8 protein-coding genes are annotated in these 22254 nt (G+C 30.5%); all 8 read left to right on the top strand.

Translation table 11 applies throughout. From position 1 onward, the window contains the following. Position 1 precedes the first annotated feature (1 nt). The 8 genes from AMRN_RS12860 (at position 2) to tkt (ending at position 22094) form a co-directional block, all read left to right on the top strand. Positions 2–1387, top strand: a complete 1386-nt coding sequence (locus AMRN_RS12860) for a TolC family protein (protein WP_099312607.1) — start codon at positions 2–4, stop codon at positions 1385–1387. Positions 1388–1472: 85 nt separating this feature from the next. Continuing rightward, on the top strand, positions 1473–3632 hold the full coding sequence (locus AMRN_RS12855) for a type I secretion system permease/ATPase (protein ID WP_228150860.1): 2160 nt from the start codon (positions 1473–1475) through the stop codon (positions 3630–3632). Between the two features lie 2 nt (positions 3633–3634). Then, complete coding sequence (locus AMRN_RS12850) at positions 3635–5116, top strand: HlyD family type I secretion periplasmic adaptor subunit (RefSeq protein ID WP_099312608.1); 1482 nt, start codon at positions 3635–3637, stop codon at positions 5114–5116. Between the two features lie 5 nt (positions 5117–5121). After that, positions 5122–6474, top strand: coding sequence for an ankyrin repeat domain-containing protein (locus AMRN_RS12845; protein ID WP_099312609.1), 1353 nt, complete (start codon positions 5122–5124; stop codon positions 6472–6474). A 14-nt stretch (positions 6475–6488) separates the two neighbouring features. Next, positions 6489–7154 carry a WG repeat-containing protein gene (locus AMRN_RS12840; protein ID WP_099312610.1) on the top strand — a complete coding sequence of 222 codons (666 nt, stop codon included), beginning with the start codon at positions 6489–6491 and terminating at the stop codon, positions 7152–7154. Between the two features lie 7 nt (positions 7155–7161). After that, positions 7162–7971 (top strand): sensor histidine kinase, encoded by an 810-nt coding sequence (locus AMRN_RS12835; protein ID WP_099312611.1) that lies wholly within the window; start codon positions 7162–7164, stop codon positions 7969–7971. 88 nt (positions 7972–8059) lie between these two features. Beyond that, on the top strand, positions 8060–20062 hold the full coding sequence (locus AMRN_RS12830) for an immunoglobulin-like domain-containing protein (RefSeq protein WP_118897464.1): 12003 nt from the start codon (positions 8060–8062) through the stop codon (positions 20060–20062). A 79-nt stretch (positions 20063–20141) separates the two neighbouring features. After that, positions 20142–22094, top strand: a complete 1953-nt coding sequence (gene tkt / locus AMRN_RS12825) for a transketolase (RefSeq protein WP_228150780.1) — start codon at positions 20142–20144, stop codon at positions 22092–22094. Positions 22095–22254 lie beyond the last annotated feature (160 nt).

Below are 22254 nucleotides of genomic sequence, written 5' to 3'. Positions count from 1 at the left end.
CATGAAAAAATTATTATTAACTTACTGTATTTTTATCTTATTAGGTACATCATCTTATGGCTTTAGTTTAAAAGATTCAGTTCAAAAAACTTTGGTTTCTAATCCTGATGTAATAGCTGAGAGAAAAAACCAAGAAGCTTATAGATATTATGTTGATGAAAAACAAAGCAAATATTTACCAACTTTAGATTTTAATGCATATTTAGAAAAGTCAAGAGTCAAAGATAAATATGATGATAGAGAACACACTGATAATAGGAAAGATGGATATAATGCAGCACTTGTTTTAAGACAACTTATTTATGATGGTGGCTTAACCCCTAGTGAAATAAGTGAGATGAAACATCAAGATTTGGCAAATAAATATAGAAGTTTAAATGCAATAGAAAATATAGTTTTAGAAACTACAAAAGCCTATACTACTTTAGTAAAATATGATGAATTAATTGCATTATCAGATGGTATGATTAAAACAAATCAAAATAACTTAACTATTGCAAAAGAGAAAGAACAAATAAGTGGAGAGGTTCTTGAAACATATCAAGTTTCATCAAAATTGCATTTTGCAACAGATAAGTTTTATGAAGAGCAAAGTAACAGACAAGATCAATTAAATGCTTTGAAAAAGTATGTTGGGGTTGATATAACTCAAAAAGTTTGTAGACCAGCTATTGATGAAAGTGTACTTCCTTCAAATATGGAAACTTTACTAAAAAAAGCAGTTCTTAGTAATTATCAAATTAAAGAGCAAATTGAAAAAATAAAAGTTCAAAGGGAAAAAATAGCACAAAATAAAGCCTCTTTTTTACCAACAATTAGTTTTGAACTTCGAACAAGTATTGATGATGATTTAGAATTAGATGAAAATGGTAGAGAAGATGAAACATATGCAAGGCTTAATTTTGATTGGAATTTATACAATGGTGGTGTAAATAATATAAAAGATAAGCAAGAAAGAGTTTTTTTACAAGAGCAAAAAAAGAGTTTAGATGTAATAACAGATAAAATTGTAGAAGAGATAAAGAACCAGTATTTAAAATATCAAAATAATAAAAAAAGAGTTGATACACTTAAAAAATATATTGATGCAAATGCAAATATAGTTGAAGTATATAAAAATGAGTTTGAAGCAGGAACTAGAACATTTGTTGATATTTTAAATGCTCAAACAGAACTTTATCAATCAATTCAAAGTTTAATTCAAAGAGAATATGCTTTATATGATAACTATTATGACTTACTTTATAATTTGTCAATATTAGGAGATACAGTTTTAAAATCAAAAAATCAAAACTGTAAAAATATAAAAGCAAAAGTTTATAAAATTTCACCTGATAGGAAAAAAGAAGAGTTTTCTGATGAGTTAAAAGAACTTCTTGAATCATAATTTGGGTCTTATAAAAGAGATGAAATTATACCTTTATAAATTTAATTGTATAATAAATTTAATTTAAATTTAAAAAGGTAGGCTTTTGAGTACACCAGATATTAATACAAATCAAGATGAGCAAAGCTTAAAAAATTTAAAAGATAGAAGAGAAGTTGATAGTTTACTTGAGTGTTTGATTTTTTTATCAAAATATCACAAAAGAGAAACATCAGCTGAATCTTTAACTTTTGGACTACCTATTCATAAATCTTCAATGAATGTTGATATGTTTTTACAAGCTTCCCAAAGAATAGGCTTTACAACAAAAGTTGTAAAAAGGGATATTCCAAATATTACAAAATTAGCATTGCCTTCTGTTTTATTACTTGAAAAAGATAGATCTTGTGTTTTACTTGATTATGATATAAACAATGGTGAAGCACAAGTTATCTTACCAGGACTTAGTAAGGGTGTAACAACTATGAGTATGGAGAAGTTACAGTCTGAATATACTGGAAGTTTGATTATTATTAAACCTGAATTCTCTTTTAATAACAAAGTTGAAAAAGAGGTTGTTATTGATCAACCCAAAGATTGGTTTTGGGGAACATTAAAGCGTAATAGGGGAATTTATAAGCAAGTAATTATTGTATCTCTTTTTATAAATCTTTTTATTCTTGCAACACCTTTATTTACTATGAATGTTTATGATAGAGTTTTGCCAAATAATGCATTAGAAACACTTTGGGTTTTATTTATTGGAATATCTTTAGTAATGCTTTTTGATTTTATTTTAAAAATGTTAAGGTCATACTTTTTAGGAGTTGCAAGTAAAAGAGCAGATACTGTTATTTCAAATAGAATATTTAATCAACTACTAAATATCAAAATCAATGCAAAACCAGCTTCTACAGGACAATTTGTAAGTAGATTACAATCTTTTGAAAGTGTAAGAGAGTTTTTTACAAGCGCTACTATTGCTGCTGCTGTTGATCTCCCTTTTGTTATTATTTTTATCATAGTGATTTTTTATATTGGTGGACCCTTAGGTTATATTACAATTGCTACAGTTGTAATTTCTATGTTGGTTTCTTGGTATATGCAAAGACCTTTAAAAGAGATAATTGAAAAGTCAGTAAAAGAAGAACAAATAAAACATACAACTTTAATTGAAACTGTAACAGGTTTAGAGATTATAAAAAGTATTAGAGCCCAAAATAGAATGAGAACACATTGGGATCAATCAGTTAATAAAACAATCCATTATGCAGACAAGGGACAATTTTTATCTCAAACGATTACTTTTTTCACTGCTTTTATTTCACAGTTTTCAAATATATTAATTGTAGCAGCTGGTGTTTATCTTGCAAGTGAGGGAGAGATGACAATGGGTGCTATTATTGCAGCAATGATATTAAATGGTAGAGTTATCTCACCTGTTTCACAACTTGTTGGAATGATAATAAAATATGACAAAACAATGCTTTCTTTAGAAAATCTTGATGAAGTTATGAAAATGCCAGTTGAAAAAGAGAATAAAACTTATATAAGCAGACCAAATTTATCAGGAACTATTGAGTTTAAAGATGTTCAGTTTGCCTATAAAGATCAAAATCATCAAACCTTAAAAGATATAAATCTAAAAATAAAACAAGGCGAAAGAGTAGCTGTTTTAGGAAAAATTGGTTCAGGTAAATCAACACTGTTAAAATTAATTATGAGTTTATATGAACCAAATAAAGGTTCCGTTTTAATTGATAGTGTAGATATTAGACAAATAGATCCAGTTGATTTAAGGCAAGCAATAGGTGCAGTTCCTCAAGAACCATTTTTATTTATGGGTACAATTAAAGATAATATTACAATTGGAGAGCAGTATGTTTCTGATGAAGAGCTATTAAGAGCTTCAAAAGTTGCTGGTTTAAATGAGTTTTTAGGTAAACATGAAGCTGGATATGATTTAATTGTAGGAGAAAGAGGTGAGGGCTTAAGTGGTGGTGAAAGACAAGCTGTTACACTTGCAAGGGCACTTATTTCTAATCCAAATATTTTAATGCTAGATGAACCTACAAACTCTATGGATAGGCAAACAGAAAAAATGTTTATAGATAGAATAAAAAATATTATTGAAGATAAAACTTTAATAGTAGTTACTCATAAAACTTCATTGTTGCAATTAGTTGATAGGGTGATAATTGTAGAAGATGGTAAAATAATACTTGATGGACCAAAAGAAGAAGTATTTAATAAGTTAGGTAAATAATCATGGAAGAACAAGAAGATATTAAAAAGATTATTAATGAGGGGCAAAATAGTTCAATCCCTCAATCTAAAAAAGAGAATTTTGAAAATAAAAAAAATGATAGTTTAAAAAATAGATTCAAATCTATATTTGGATTAGAAGATTCATCTAATGATGATATGAACTTTGTATATACAAGCTATAGTTATGCAAATGAAGAACCTACAAATATCTCAAAAATAGTATTTATAATGATTACATTAATTTTTACAGCTTTTGTTATTTGGGCTTCCTTTTCACAAATTGATGAATTAGCAAGAGGTGAGGGTAAAGTTATCCCATCAGACAAGATTCAACAAGTACAATCATTTGATGGTGGTGTTATTTCTGATATTTTAATTAAACAAGGTCAAATGGTTCAAAAAGGTGACCCTTTAATAAAAATTGATACAACTAGGTTTCAAGCTTCTTTTGAAGAGAATAAACAAGCATATTTAGGTCTTTTAGCAGTTAGGGTTAGACTTGAAGTTGAATCTAAATTAGATATAACAAAAAAAATTCCAAAATTAAATTTTCCAGAAGAAATTTTAGAAATTGCACCTGAATACGCAGCTTCTGAAAGGCAACTTTTTAAAAGTAGAGTAAGAGAACTAAAATCATCTGTTAAAGTATTGCAAAATCAATTAGAACAAAAAAAACAAGAATTAAAAGAGATTGAAAATACAGTTACAAATTTAAAGAAAAGTTATAGAATTATAAAAGAGCAAAGAAAGACAATACAAAGACTTGCACAAAGAGGTGCAAAGTCTACTTATGATGTATTGGATATTGAGAAAGAGTACAATAAAGTAAGTGGTGATTTAGAAGCTGCATTATTATCAATTCCTCGTTCAAAATCAGCAATTGAAGAGATTAATTTTAAAATTGATGAAAAAATAAATATTTTTAAAAGTGAAGCTTCTGATTTATTACAAAAAACTTTAGGTGAATTAAATAAATTTAAAGCAAAGCTAGTTTCAGATAGAGATAAAGTTGCAAAAACAGTTTTAACATCACCTGTAGATGGAACTGTAAAACAAATATATCTTAATACAATAGGTGGAGTTGTACAATCAGGGATGGATTTAATTGAGATTGTTCCAAGTAGTGAAGCATTACTTGTAGAAGCAAAAATAGATCCAAAAGATATTGCTTTTATTCATCCAAAATTAAAAGTTATTGTAAAAATTACAGCTTATGATTTTTCTATATATGGTGGTTTAGATGGAAAAATTGTAGATATTTCAGCTGACAGTATAATGGATAAAGAATCAAAAGATGAAAAAAGTTATTATAGGGTTGTTGTAAGAACGGATAAAAACTTTTTAGAAAGAAATGGAGAAAAACTTCCAATTATTCCTGGGATGGTAGCAACTGTAGATATTGTAACTGGTAAAAAAACTATTTTGGATTTTATTTTAAAACCAATATTAAAAGTTAAACAAAATGCATTAACAGAGAGGTAGAGTTTATGAAAATATTTGTGGCAATTTTTATTATAGGGATATTTTTTAATGGTTGTATGAATGTTGAAAAAAACAAACAATTGACACTTAAAGATAATCTTTTAAAAACTGATGAACTGGGTGTTTTAAAAGAAATGAGTATATATGATGCAGCAAGAATCAATGATATAGAATTATTGAACTTTTTATTGTTACAAAATAAGTTAGACATAAACAAAAAAGATAGATATGGATATACCCCACTTCACTTGGCATCTAGATTTAATCATTTAGAAATTGCAAACATATTAATTGAAAATGGAGCTTTAGTTAATAGTATTGATAAATTTGGTGATACTCCATTGTTAGATTCTACTAGAAATGCTTATACAAAAATGTCAAAATTATTACTATGCAATAAAGCAAAAAGTGATATTAAAGATAAGTATGGCTTTAAAGCTTTTGATTATGCTGTTAAAACAAATGATCAATTAATAATAAAAATGTTAGAGAGTGAAAATATAAATAGCTTTTGTGAAAATAAAGCTAAAGCTAATGATGTAGATAAAAATATAAATGATATTGATACTGTAAGTCTTGTTGAAAACTTATTGCTTCCAAAAAGTTTAATTAAAATAAATGAGTATTATATTATCAATGACAGTACTCCAAAAATTTGTGGGAAAATATTGGGAAATCAAATTGATGAAGTTAATTTATATCTAAATGATATGGAGTTTAAAGGCAAAGTTAAAAATGATACATGGTGTGTAAACATTGATAAATATTTAAAAAATGGTGATTATAAAATAAAAGTAGTAGGAAAAAATGAAAATTTTATAGATGAAAAAAGTAGTACTTTTTCTATTCATGTTTTAAATTCACTTTATGAAGCACTTTATGAAGAGTTTGAAGATGATTTAGAAAATTGGAATGCACAACTTGATAAACAAACTTTAACATTTAGATTTCTAAATCCACAAGCAATGTTTTCATATGGAAGTTTAGACTTAAATGAAAAGTATAAAGGAATCTTAGAATCTTTTATACCAAGGTATATTGAAACTTTATATAAATACAAAGATCAAATAGTAAATGTTTTAATTCAAGGGCACACATCATCAGAATATAGTAGTGCAAAAAGTGAAGAAGAAAAGTTTGAAAAAAATATGCAATTATCCCAAAAAAGAGCACAAAATGTTTATAGTTTTATAAAAAGTATTGATGATAAAAGAGTTAAGGATAATATGATTTGGATAGAAAAGAACTTTTTTCCAGAAGGAAAGTCTTCTTTAGAAACTATTAAAAATAAAGATGGCTTAGAAAACTCAGAATTATCAAGAAGAGTAGAGTTCAAAATACAAACTGTACCAAAATAATAAGGAAACTTTATATGAAAAGAAGTCTAATTATATCTATTTTTATTTCTATATTTTTTCTTGCTTGTAGCTCAAAAGATAATTTGATAATAACAAGTAAAAATGAAAAATATGGAGTTTTTAGTAGTAAAGAAAACAAGTTTATAATAAAACCAATTTTTAATCAACTATCTTTTATTGATGGTATAAATACTAATAATGCAAATGAATATTTATTATATGAGTATAATAACTATTTTGGGATTATTTCTTTAGATAAAGTGATTTTTAAACCTGTTTTTAAAAAAGTTTCGAAGTTTTATAATAAATTTGCTGTTGTTCAAGAAAATGAAAAATTTGGTTATATTGATGAAAAGTTAAATTTAGTTCAAAAACCTATTTTTAAGGATGCAAGAGACTTTTTATTTGATGTTAGTTTTGTTCAGTCTTTTTCAAATAATAAATATGCTTGTATAGATAAAAATATGAATTTAATAACAGATTTTTCATATGATGAAATATACTCTTTTAGTAATGGTTTTGTAAGATTTAAAAAAGATAATAAATGGGGTTTTTTAAATAGAAAATGCGAAGAAGTTGTTTTAGCAAAATATGATTTTGTGTATGATTTTATTGATGGGGTAGCTAAAGTTATTGATGGTGAAAAAATATATTTTTTAAAACAAGATAATTTAAAGTAGGCATAAAATGAGACAAACAAAGCTTGATGAGTTCATAGAACTTGAAGAACAAAATAGAGAGTTAGAAGAAAAAATTCAAAAAGAAATAGAAAAAAATAGACAAAAGGAACAAATACTTTTTCATCAAAGTAAATTAGCTTCAATGGGAGAGATGCTATCTTCAATCTCTCATCAATGGAGACAACCACTTATGGAAATAAACTCTTTATTTTTACCAATTGAAATTAAATTAAGAGGTAATAAGAGTATTGATAATGATGAGGTTTTAGAAGCGATTTCTAAATTAAATGAAATTACTAAATATATGTCAAATACAATAAATGATTTTAAGAATTTTTTTTCCACAAATAAACAGTCTGTGAAATTTAGTCTTTCAACACAAATAAACTCTGCAATCAATATTTTAAGTACAAGTTTAAAAGATAATAATATTAATCTTGAGATTATTGTGAAAAAAAATCCAGAAGTTTTTGGAGTAAAAAGTGAATATTCACAAGTATTAATTAATATAATTAACAATGCCAAAGAGATGTTAATCTATAGAAAAATAAAAAATCCACTAATAAAAATAACAATTGATAAAAAAGAAGATATTGCAATTATTAAAATAGAAGATAATGCAGGCGGAATAAAACTTAAAAATATTGATGATGTGTTTAAACCTTTTTATACAAATGAAAAAAAAGATGGCTCAGGAATAGGACTTTTTATGTCGAAACTTATTATAGAAAAAAACATGGCAGGAATGCTAAGTGCTGATAATACAAATAATGGAGCACTTTTTACAATACAAACACCACAAAATATCATAAAATAAATAATTTCTTAATTTTTTTATAAAAAGAAACTTTATAGAGACTTTTTTTTACTATTATGATTATAGTAGAAAATTATAGGAGTCTATTATGTTAAAGTTAATGATTAAAGAGTTAAATGGTGAAGTTAAAAGTTTAGATGTTACTGAGAATTTAGTAATTACTCCAAAAGCTGGTCAACAGTTCTATTTTAATAATCTTGATGGGCATAAATACACAATGAATCTTCAAGATTCTGAAAAATCGGTTGTTTTAAATATGGATTTAGGAACAACAAAAGTAAAAATTGTATTTAAAAACATAGTAGATTTAATCCTTGAAGAAAATGTAGAAGATAAAAATATTTTAGGTATTATTAAAGATGAAGAAGGCCTTGAAGAATTAAATCAAACAGTATTAAATAATGATTTTAAAGGTGATGATGTAATTAAATCTTTAAAAGACTTATTGGCTCAATCATCTATAAATCCAGAAGAAACAAATGGAGTTATAATAGATGACTTTGGTTCTTTAACAAGTATGCTTGATGCTGCAGCTGCTGGTGGGGCTGAAGGTGATACTTCAACTTTTAGACCTATTAACTTTAATGATGCAGATGATGTAAATATATTAGGTGGAAGAAGTAGACTTGATACTCAATTAGATGGATTAGACTCAAATATTCCTGATAGAGACGGTACTCCTGGAGATGGTGCAGGGGATACAGAAGTAACTATAACATTAAGTGCAACATCACAAATTACAGAAGATGATAACTCAATAACATATACAGCCAATCTTTCTACTCCTGCATTAACAGATATGACTATTACATTAAGTAATGGTGCAATAATTAATATTCCTGCTGGATCAACTACAGGAAGTGTAGTTGCAAGTATTACTCCAGATCCTGATGTGTATAAAGAAGAAGATATCACAATTGAAGCAACAGTTTCTGGAACAGATGGCGGAGGCTTTGACATTGTAAATAGTGATACAACAGCTAGTACAACAGTAATTGATACAATAGATACAACAACAGTAAGTATAAGTGGAAATGATGTAAATGAAGATGCCGATTCAGTAACATTTACAATCCAAACATCAAATGCACCAGATGCAGGGACAAGTGCAACAGCAACAGTAGTAGTTGGTGGAGTAGAACATACAGTAACATTAGATGCAAATGGTGAAGGTACATTAACAATAGATACAAAAGATTCAGATGTATATAATGATGCTTCAACATTAACAGCAGAAGTAACAGCAATCAATGGTGGAAACTTCGAAGATGTAAGTGTAGATGGAGCAAGTAAAACAATAAATATCACAGATACAATAGATGAGACAACAGTAAGTTTAAGTGCAACAGATACAAATGAGGCAGCAGGAACAGTAACATTTACAGCTACATTATCAAACCCAGTATTAGCAGGTGATGATCCAGTTATAGTACATACAGAGTTAGGTGATATCACAATTACAAGTGGAACAACAGGAACACTAGAAGTAACAAACCCAAATACAGAAGATGTATATAATGATGCAAGTACATTAGATAATTCAATTACAAGTGTAGAGGGTGGAAACTTTGAACAATTAACACCATCTACAGATACAGTAACAGCAAATATAGCTGATACAATAGATGCTACAAAAGTAACACTTACAGCAACAGACAGTGTAGAAGCAGGTGAAGATATAACATATACTGCAAGTGTAGATAATACACCAGAGACAGATTTAGTAATCACATTAAGTAATGGAGCAGAGATTACAATCGAAGCTGGAAAAACTACTGGAAGTGTAACAGTAGCAAGTTCTGATGATGTATATGGACAAACAGATGGAACAACAGAGAACGTATCAATCACAGGAACTACTGGTGGAAATTATGAAAGCCTAGATACAAGTGATACAGCAACAACAACTGTAACAGAGCCAACAGCTGATGAGACAACAGTAAGTTTAAGTGCAACAGATACAAATGAGGCAGCAGGAACAGTAACATTTACAGCTACATTATCAAACCCAGTATTAGCAGGTGATGATCCAGTTATAGTACATACAGAGTTAGGTGATATCACAATTACAAGTGGAACAACAGGAACACTAGAAGTAACAAACCCAAATACAGAAGATGTATATAATGATGCAAGTACATTAGATAATTCAATTACAAGTGTAGAGGGTGGAAACTTTGAACAATTAACACCATCTACAGATACAGTAACAGCAAATATAGCTGATACAATAGATGCTACAAAAGTAACACTTACAGCAACAGACAGTGTAGAAGCAGGTGAAGATATAACATATACTGCAAGTGTAGATAATACACCAGAGACAGATTTAGTAATCACATTAAGTAATGGAGCAGAGATTACAATCGAAGCTGGAAAAACTACTGGAAGTGTAACAGTAGCAAGTTCTGATGATGTATATGGACAAACAGATGGAACAACAGAGAACGTATCAATCACAGGAACTACTGGTGGAAATTATGAAAGCCTAGATACAAGTGATACAGCAACAACAACTGTAACAGAGCCAACAGCTGATGAGACAACAGTAAGTTTAAGTGCAACAGATACAAATGAGGCAGCAGGAACAGTAACATTTACAGCTACATTATCAAACCCAGTATTAGCAGGTGATGATCCAGTTATAGTACATACAGAGTTAGGTGATATCACAATTACAAGTGGAACAACAGGAACACTAGAAGTAACAAACCCAAATACAGAAGATGTATATAATGATGCAAGTACATTAGATAATTCAATTACAAGTGTAGAGGGTGGAAACTTTGAACAATTAACACCATCTACAGATACAGTAACAGCAAATATAGCTGATACAATAGATGCTACAAAAGTAACACTTACAGCAACAGACAGTGTAGAAGCAGGTGAAGATATAACATATACTGCAAGTGTAGATAATACACCAGAGACAGATTTAGTAATCACATTAAGTAATGGAGCAGAGATTACAATCGAAGCTGGAAAAACTACTGGAAGTGTAACAGTAGCAAGTTCTGATGATGTATATGGACAAACAGATGGAACAACAGAGAACGTATCAATCACAGGAACTACTGGTGGAAATTATGAAAGCCTAGATACAAGTGATACAGCAACAACAACTGTAACAGAGCCAACAGCTGATGAGACAACAGTAAGTTTAAGTGCAACAGATACAAATGAGGCAGCAGGAACAGTAACATTTACAGCTACATTATCAAACCCAGTATTAGCAGGTGATGATCCAGTTATAGTACATACAGAGTTAGGTGATATCACAATTACAAGTGGAACAACAGGAACACTAGAAGTAACAAACCCAAATACAGAAGATGTATATAATGATGCAAGTACATTAGATAATTCAATTACAAGTGTAGAGGGTGGAAACTTTGAACAATTAACACCATCTACAGATACAGTAACAGCAAATATAGCTGATACAATAGATGCTACAAAAGTAACACTTACAGCAACAGACAGTGTAGAAGCAGGTGAAGATATAACATATACTGCAAGTGTAGATAATACACCAGAGACAGATTTAGTAATCACATTAAGTAATGGAGCAGAGATTACAATCGAAGCTGGAAAAACTACTGGAAGTGTAACAGTAGCAAGTTCTGATGATGTATATGGACAAACAGATGGAACAACAGAGAACGTATCAATCACAGGAACTACTGGTGGAAATTATGAAAGCCTAGATACAAGTGATACAGCAACAACAACTGTAACAGAGCCAACAGCTGATGAGACAACAGTAAGTTTAAGTGCAACAGATACAAATGAGGCAGCAGGAACAGTAACATTTACAGCTACATTATCAAACCCAGTATTAGCAGGTGATGATCCAGTTATAGTACATACAGAGTTAGGTGATATCACAATTACAAGTGGAACAACAGGAACACTAGAAGTAACAAACCCAAATACAGAAGATGTATATAATGATGCAAGTACATTAGATAATTCAATTACAAGTGTAGAGGGTGGAAACTTTGAACAATTAACACCATCTACAGATACAGTAACAGCAAATATAGCTGATACAATAGATGCTACAAAAGTAACACTTACAGCAACAGACAGTGTAGAAGCAGGTGAAGATATAACATATACTGCAAGTGTAGATAATACACCAGAGACAGATTTAGTAATCACATTAAGTAATGGAGCAGAGATTACAATCGAAGCTGGAAAAACTACTGGAAGTGTAACAGTAGCAAGTTCTGATGATGTATATGGACAAACAGATGGAACAACAGAGAACGTATCAATCACAGGAACTACTGGTGGAAATTATGAAAGCCTAGATACAAGTGATACAGCAACAACAACTGTAACAGAGCCAACAGCTGATGAGACAACAGTAAGTTTAAGTGCAACAGATACAAATGAGGCAGCAGGAACAGTAACATTTACAGCTACATTATCAAACCCAGTATTAGCAGGTGATGATCCAGTTATAGTACATACAGAGTTAGGTGATATCACAATTACAAGTGGAACAACAGGAACACTAGAAGTAACAAACCCAAATACAGAAGATGTATATAATGATGCAAGTACATTAGATAATTCAATTACAAGTGTAGAGGGTGGAAACTTTGAACAATTAACACCATCTACAGATACAGTAACAGCAAATATAGCTGATACAATAGATGCTACAAAAGTAACACTTACAGCAACAGACAGTGTAGAAGCAGGTGAAGATATAACATATACTGCAAGTGTAGATAATACACCAGAGACAGATTTAGTAATCACATTAAGTAATGGAGCAGAGATTACAATCGAAGCTGGAAAAACTACTGGAAGTGTAACAGTAGCAAGTTCTGATGATGTATATGGACAAACAGATGGAACAACAGAGAACGTATCAATCACAGGAACTACTGGTGGAAATTATGAAAGCCTAGATACAAGTGATACAGCAACAACAACTGTAACAGAGCCAACAGCTGATGAGACAACAGTAAGTTTAAGTGCAACAGATACAAATGAGGCAGCAGGAACAGTAACATTTACAGCTACATTATCAAACCCAGTATTAGCAGGTGATGATCCAGTTATAGTACATACAGAGTTAGGTGATATCACAATTACAAGTGGAACAACAGGAACACTAGAAGTAACAAACCCAAATACAGAAGATGTATATAATGATGCAAGTACATTAGATAATTCAATTACAAGTGTAGAGGGTGGAAACTTTGAACAATTAACACCATCTACAGATACAGTAACAGCAAATATAGCTGATACAATAGATGCTACAAAAGTAACACTTACAGCAACAGACAGTGTAGAAGCAGGTGAAGATATAACATATACTGCAAGTGTAGATAATACACCAGAGACAGATTTAGTAATCACATTAAGTAATGGAGCAGAGATTACAATCGAAGCTGGAAAAACTACTGGAAGTGTAACAGTAGCAAGTTCTGATGATGTATATGGACAAACAGATGGAACAACAGAGAACGTATCAATCACAGGAACTACTGGTGGAAATTATGAAAGCCTAGATACAAGTGATACAGCAACAACAACTGTAACAGAGCCAACAGCTGATGAGACAACAGTAAGTTTAAGTGCAACAGATACAAATGAGGCAGCAGGAACAGTAACATTTACAGCTACATTATCAAACCCAGTATTAGCAGGTGATGATCCAGTTATAGTACATACAGAGTTAGGTGATATCACAATTACAAGTGGAACAACAGGAACACTAGAAGTAACAAACCCAAATACAGAAGATGTATATAATGATGCAAGTACATTAGATAATTCAATTACAAGTGTAGAGGGTGGAAACTTTGAACAATTAACACCATCTACAGATACAGTAACAGCAAATATAGCTGATACAATAGATGCTACAAAAGTAACACTTACAGCAACAGACAGTGTAGAAGCAGGTGAAGATATAACATATACTGCAAGTGTAGATAATACACCAGAGACAGATTTAGTAATCACATTAAGTAATGGAGCAGAGATTACAATCGAAGCTGGAAAAACTACTGGAAGTGTAACAGTAGCAAGTTCTGATGATGTATATGGACAAACAGATGGAACAACAGAGAACGTATCAATCACAGGAACTACTGGTGGAAATTATGAAAGCCTAGATACAAGTGATACAGCAACAACAACTGTAACAGAGCCAACAGCTGATGAGACAACAGTAAGTTTAAGTGCAACAGATACAAATGAGGCAGCAGGAACAGTAACATTTACAGCTACATTATCAAACCCAGTATTAGCAGGTGATGATCCAGTTATAGTACATACAGAGTTAGGTGATATCACAATTACAAGTGGAACAACAGGAACACTAGAAGTAACAAACCCAAATACAGAAGATGTATATAATGATGCAAGTACATTAGATAATTCAATTACAAGTGTAGAGGGTGGAAACTTTGAACAATTAACACCATCTACAGATACAGTAACAGCAAATATAGCTGATACAATAGATGCTACAAAAGTAACACTTACAGCAACAGACAGTGTAGAAGCAGGTGAAGATATAACATATACTGCAAGTGTAGATAATACACCAGAGACAGATTTAGTAATCACATTAAGTAATGGAGCAGAGATTACAATCGAAGCTGGAAAAACTACTGGAAGTGTAACAGTAGCAAGTTCTGATGATGTATATGGACAAACAGATGGAACAACAGAGAACGTATCAATCACAGGAACTACTGGTGGAAATTATGAAAGCCTAGATACAAGTGATACAGCAACAACAACTGTAACAGAGCCAACAGCTGATGAGACAACAGTAAGTTTAAGTGCAACAGATACAAATGAGGCAGCAGGAACAGTAACATTTACAGCTACATTATCAAACCCAGTATTAGCAGGTGATGATCCAGTTATAGTACATACAGAGTTAGGTGATATCACAATTACAAGTGGAACAACAGGAACACTAGAAGTAACAAACCCAAATACAGAAGATGTATATAATGATGCAAGTACATTAGATAATTCAATTACAAGTGTAGAGGGTGGAAACTTTGAACAATTAACACCATCTACAGATACAGTAACAGCAAATATAGCTGATACAATAGATGCTACAAAAGTAACACTTACAGCAACAGACAGTGTAGAAGCAGGTGAAGATATAACATATACTGCAAGTGTAGATAATACACCAGAGACAGATTTAGTAATCACATTAAGTAATGGAGCAGAGATTACAATCGAAGCTGGAAAAACTACTGGAAGTGTAACAGTAGCAAGTTCTGATGATGTATATGGACAAACAGATGGAACAACAGAGAACGTATCAATCACAGGAACTACTGGTGGAAATTATGAAAGCCTAGATACAAGTGATACAGCAACAACAACTGTAACAGAGCCAACAGCTGATGAGACAACAGTAAGTTTAAGTGCAACAGATACAAATGAGGCAGCAGGAACAGTAACATTTACAGCTACATTATCAAACCCAGTATTAGCAGGTGATGATCCAGTTATAGTACATACAGAGTTAGGTGATATCACAATTACAAGTGGAACAACAGGAACACTAGAAGTAACAAACCCAAATACAGAAGATGTATATAATGATGCAAGTACATTAGATAATTCAATTACAAGTGTAGAGGGTGGAAACTTTGAACAATTAACACCATCTACAGATACAGTAACAGCAAATATAGCTGATACAATTACACCTATTGACGTGACAGTAACAGCAGTTGCAACTGCTCCAAAAGTTATTGATGTTGATACTGAGTTTGGTGAAGCTACGGGTATTAATGTAACTGCTTATGATGTATATGGCAATGAAGGGAACTTAGCAATTGTTAAAGGAACAAACCATGATGGTTTTGGTGTTCAAGGAAATACATCAGGTTCAGGAGCAAGTTCAGAGTTAGGTCATGGATATAATGGAGTTAGTGAAAAAATAGTTTTTGATTTTACTAATGATGCTGATTCATTAGATGTAGCTTTTGCTTGGAGACATAACGGTGAAACTGCTAAAGTTACATTTTTTAATGATACAGAAGAGTTAGGGTATGCAGAAGTTACTGGAGGTGGTTCTAGTACAGATGCGACTGTTAATTATTATGATGTAAATGGTAACTTGATTAAATCTGTTCAAGCTCAAGGTGGAACTGATAGAGTTGATTTATCTTATACTTTTGAATTTCCAGATGCAAATGGTGAACCAACAGCATTTGATAAAGTTGAGTTTAGTGCACCAGGACATGATGATGATTATTTAATAAATGAAATTTCATATACAGAAGTTATTGATCCTGAAATTACAGATATTAATACATCTGAAGGTAAAGTTACATTTAATATTCAAGTAGATGAAAACTATCCACCTCAAGGACAAGCAAAAGCTATTGTTGAAGTAAATGGTCAAGAGTATGAGGTTGATTTAAATGCTACTGGAAGAGGTGCTTTAACTGTTGATGCAAAAGATTTTGATGATTTATCTGATATTAATATTGTTGTAAAAGAGATTGTTGGTGGAAATTATGAAAAAGTAAATGGAACTGATAGTTCATTTGATTTAAGTGACTCTTTCAAAGATGATTTAAGTTCAACAAATGATAATATTGTTGTAACAGAAGATACAACATATGTATTAACAGAGACAGATTTTGGTGAGCTTGGAAAAGATGTAAGAGAGTTTAAAATAACACAAGTTCCTGAAAATGGAACTTTATACTATAAAGTAACAAGTGGACAAACTGTAATAGATAAAGAGGGTAATACTTATGTGGTTACAGAAGATACAACTATTGAAATTGCAGAAAATCAAGTTATCTCTCTAGCTGATATTGCTTCTGGAAAAGTTATTTTTGAACCTGATTCAAATAGTGATGAAGATGGTAGTTTTAAATTTGAAGTTTCAGATGGAACTACATGGCATGATGAAGAGTACACAACATCAGTTGAAGTAAAAGCAGTAGCAGATGCGCCAACTGCTTCAATCAATGTTAGTAATGCAACTGTAATAATTGATAATTCAGACTTTGATTATGACAATTATGTACAAGAGTTGAAAGATAATTCTGATACATATATTGAAGGTACTGAATCACATGGTGATAATTTATCAGCAGGTAGATTTAACAATACTGATGATTTTATTGATGGAAAAGACTTATCTGATAATATGATAGGTTATGATGGGGATGATGTATTCTTAGGACAAGAAGGAGATGACTCTATTTATGGAGGACATGAAGGAGCATTACCTTCTGTTTCAGATGGAACAGATACTGTAATATATAGAGGTAATTTTGATGATTATAATATTACATTTATTACTGAGGGTTCAAATGTTAGAATAAATGTAATTGATACTAGATATGATGCATCAAAAGGTTGGTCTCATCCTGACAATCAAGGTTTAGATACTTATGAAATGGGTGATAATTTATATAGTATTGAAAAATTAGTATTTAAAGATGGTGTTTATGATGTTATTGATGGAGAACTTGTAAAAGAGGGAACAAAAACATTTGAGTATGATGTAGATATTAGTGCTGCATTAACTGATACAGATGGAAGTGAAACATTAAGTGTAAAAATTGATGGAGTTCCTGAGGGTGCAACACTTGAAAGTATAGATGATACTTATACTATTACAAAAAATAGTGATGGTTCATATAGTGTAGAAGTTCCAGCAGATTCAACATCTATAAGTGACAATTTAAAATTAAAAGTTCCTGAAGATAGTGCAGGTGATTTTAATCTAACTATTACAGCAAGAGCAAGTGAATCAAATGATAATGAAGATGGAACAAACTATAAAGAAACAACAAACAGTGATGCAGTTCCTTTTGCACAAGATGAATCACAAGTATTGGATTTTGGAGATACATATAGTAAAACAGATGAAAATATTGTAATTGTTTTAGATATTTCAGGAAGTATGGATGATTATGTTCAACAAGAAGACGGTTCATGGATAACTAGATTACAATTAGCAAAAGATGCTTTACAAAATATGATAGATACATATAAAGAGTTCTCTAATGTAAAAATTAATTTAACTTCTTTTGCAAGAACTGCAGATGATTTAGATGATTCAACATATGTAGATGGTGAGTGGGTATCTCCTATTGATGGTTGGTATAGTCCAGAAGATGCATTAAAAGTTATAAATAAATTTGATGCAGGTGGTGGTACAAACTATGAAGATGCACTAGAAGAGACATATTCAAACTATACTCCTCCTACAAATGGAGAAAAAGCAACAGTTTATTTCATCTCTGATGGTAAACCAAGTGTTGAAAATAATGATGGTTGGTATGATGAATATGGAATTATTGATAGTAAATACTTAGAAAACTGGAAAGACTTTTTAGAAAACAATGCTAAAGAGTTAAATGTAATAGGAATAGGTAAAGGTATTACAGATACTACTTATTTAGATAAAGTTGCACAAGATGTTGGTAATGTAAAAACAAATGTGACAATCATAGAAGATGAAAATGATTTAAAAGATAGACTTGTTGAGAATGTTTATAAAAAAATTGAAGGAAATATTTTAGATAATATATCTGGAGGTGATGGTGAAATTTCTGTTGAGTCAATTGTTGTAGATGGAAATAGCTATACAATAGATGATGCATCAAATAATATTGTTACAATTTTAACTAGTTCAGGAGCTACTTTAGATTTTAATTTTCAAACAGGGGATTATAGCTTTGGTGGAAAATTTAATGATATAAAAGAGTTTACAGAAAGCTTTGTAGTAAATACTCAAGATGAAGATGGAGATAAAGCAAGTGTAAAAGTAAACATTAATATTGAAAATAATATTGATGATACTGTAACTACTCCAAGATTAGATTTTAGTGTAGAAGATAATGGTAGTCAAGTAATTAGTCATGATTATGATGTTACAAAAGATAATAGTGATTATTATGGAGAAAGATATACAAATGAGGCTGAGTATATAAAATATAATGATGATGTAAAAGGTACAGTTCAAACATTTGGTGGAGATGATGTTGTTTATGTTGGAGATGACATTAAAAGTAGAGGTGCTATATATCTAGGTAATGGAGATGACTTTATTACAGTTGAAGATAAAGTTTCTGGTTATGTATTTGGTGGAGAAGGTAATGATTCAATATATTTAAAAGATTATACATATAGTGATTATTATTACAATAAAGATTATATTCAAAATCATATTAAAGATTTTGAAAACATTAAATTTAAAGATGGTCATATCATAGGTGATTCAAATGCATTTAATAGTTCACCAATGAGTACAACTATTTATAATTATACTATTGTATTAGCAGCTGTATTAGCTGACAAAGATGGAAGTGAAACATTGTCAAATATTACAATTGAAAATTTACCTTCATCAATTACTAGTATAAAAGATAGTAGTGGAAATGAGTATACTGTTTCTAATGGAACAGTATCTTTACCATCAAATGAAGGTACACAACAAGAATACACGGTTGTATCATCAACAGAATTATCTAGTACAGAAATTAATTCAATGAAAGCAAGTGTAACTTCAACAGAGTCTTTTGATGGCGAAGAAAAAACTACTTCAACAACTGCAAAACTTGAAGTAGAAGAGTCTTCAAATATGATTGGAACTGATGCGGATGAAAAATTTGATTCTCATGGTTCAAATGCAAATATTAATGCAGGCGCAGGAGATGATGAAATTGTTTATCATGAGGGTGATATTATTGATGCAGGTGAGGGTGAAGATACTTTAAAAGTACTAACTGATGAAGATATAGATCTTTCAAATATAGCACCAAAAGTTGATAATATTGAAGCCATTGATTTAACAAATGATTTAGCAAATCATATTATTGTTGATGAACAAAGTATTGAAGATTTAACTGATGATGAAAATATCTTGAAAATATTTGGTGATGAGTCTGGTGAAGATAGTGTTAGGCTTGAGGGGAATTGGACAAAATCAGATGGGCAAATTTCAGATGATGATGGTAATACATTCAATGTTTATGAGGGAACTACAAGTGGAACTTCAAATATCAAAATTCTAATTGATGAGGATGTTTCAGTTGATCCTGATATTTAAAAAAGAAGAAGTTTAAACTTCTTCTTTTGATTTTTTAAGTTTAATTGCTTCATATTTTTTTTAAAGCTTTTTAGATATAATTGGCACTACTTTAAAAAAACTCCAACAATATAGGAAAATTATGTCGAAAGAACTACTCCAAAAACAAGCTAATACAATTAGATTTCTAGCTGCTGATATGGTTCAGCAAGCAAACTCAGGGCATCCAGGTGCACCAATGGGACTTGCTGATATTGCAACAGTATTAAGTAATCACTTAAATATTAATCCTTCAAATGACAAATGGTTAAATAGAGATAGATTAGTATTTAGTGGTGGTCATGCAACAGGACTTGTGTATTCACTTCTTCACTTATGGGGATTTGATGTAAGTATTTCAGATATTAAGAATTTTAGACAGCATAACTCTAAAACACCAGGTCATCCAGAGTATGGACATACACATGGTATTGAGATTACAACTGGTCCTTTAGGTCAAGGTATTGCAAATGCTGTTGGTTTTTCTATGGCTTCAAAATATGCACAAAATATTTTAGGAAAAGATGTTATAAATCATAAAGTTTATTGCTTATGTGGAGATGGGGATTTACAAGAGGGTATTTCTTATGAAGCATGTGCAACTGCTGGGCATTTAAACTTAGATAACTTAGTAGTTATTTATGACTCAAACTCTATTACAATTGAGGGAGATACTTCTATTTCATGGAGTGAAAATGTTAAAAAAAGATTTGATGCTATTAATTTTGATGTAATTGAGATTGATGGACATAACTTTACTCAAATTGACAATGCAATAACAAAAGCAAAAGAAGCAACTAAACCTGTTCTAATTATTGCAAAAACTGCTATTGGAAAAGGTGCTGCAACTTTAGAGGGAAGTCACCATACACATGGGGCACCTTTAGGTGAAGATGAGATAAGAGCTTCTAAAGAAAAAGCAGGATTTAATCCAGATGAAAAATTTGTTGTTCCTTATGATATTAAAGGTGCATTTGATAAATTAATCAAAGGTGTTGAAGCTGAAAATGCTTGGAATGAGTCTTTAAGTGAAGAGATAAAAACAAAAATAGAAGAGCTTAAAAATCCAAATTTTGATAATATTGAGTATCCAAAGTTTGAAGAGGGTTCAAGTGTAGCGACAAGAGGTTCAAATCATAAAATTTTAAATGCAATTGCAAAAGCAATTCCAGGATTTTTAGGTGGAAGTGCAGATTTAGCTCCATCAAATAAAACTGAACTTTTAGATATGGGTGATTTTCCAACTGGAAGAAATATACATTTTGGAATAAAAGAGCATGCCATGGCATCAATTTGTAATGCAATGAACTTATATGGTTTATTTAGAGTTTACAGTGCAACATTTTTTGTATTTTCTGATTATTTAAAACCAGCTGCAAGAATTGCTGCACTTGCAAGTATTCCTCAACATTTTATTTGGACACATGATTCTATTGGAGTTGGTGAAGATGGTCCAACACATCAACCAATTGAACATTTATCACAATTTAGAGCTTTACCAAATTTTTATGTATTTAGACCTGCTGATGCTAATGAAAATATTGATTGTTGGAAAATAGCATTGAAATTAAAAGCACCAAGTGCTTTTGTTTGTTCAAGACAAAATTTAGAAGTATTAAAATCAAAAAAAGAGTTTGGTGATGTATCAAACGGTGGATACTTACTTAAAAAAAGAGAAGGTGCAACTGTTACTATTATGGCTAGTGGTAGTGAAGTAATGCTTGCTCTTAAAACAGGTTGTGCTTTAGAAAAAGATGGTATTTTAGCAAATATTGTTTCTGTTCCTTGTTTTGATTTACTTCTTGAGCAAGATAAAGAGTATATTTCAAATATTATTGATAAAAATACAAAAGTATTTGCCGTAGAAGCAGCAAGAGGCTTAGAATACTACAAATATGCAGATGTAGTTTATGGCATGGATACATTTGGTGCAAGTGCTCCTGCAAATAAGTTATTTGAAGATTTTGGTTTTACAATTGATTCATTAACACAAAAGATTAAAAAAGACTTATAAAATAATATAAGGTAGTAAAAAATCTTTTTACTACCTTAATTTAAATTAAACAGACTTATTTCTACTTTTTTCCACTTTTTACTCTAAAATATCAAAATTAATTAAAATTTTTAAAAAAACTTACAAAAAAACGCAAAAAATACCTTTTATGTCATACTTT

Origin of the sequence: Malaciobacter marinus (assembly GCF_003544855.1) — a bacterium.
Classification (GTDB): domain Bacteria; phylum Campylobacterota; class Campylobacteria; order Campylobacterales; family Arcobacteraceae; genus Malaciobacter; species Malaciobacter marinus.
Note: the sequence above shows the minus strand (reverse complement) of the source record. Positions and strands in the feature narration are given on the sequence as shown.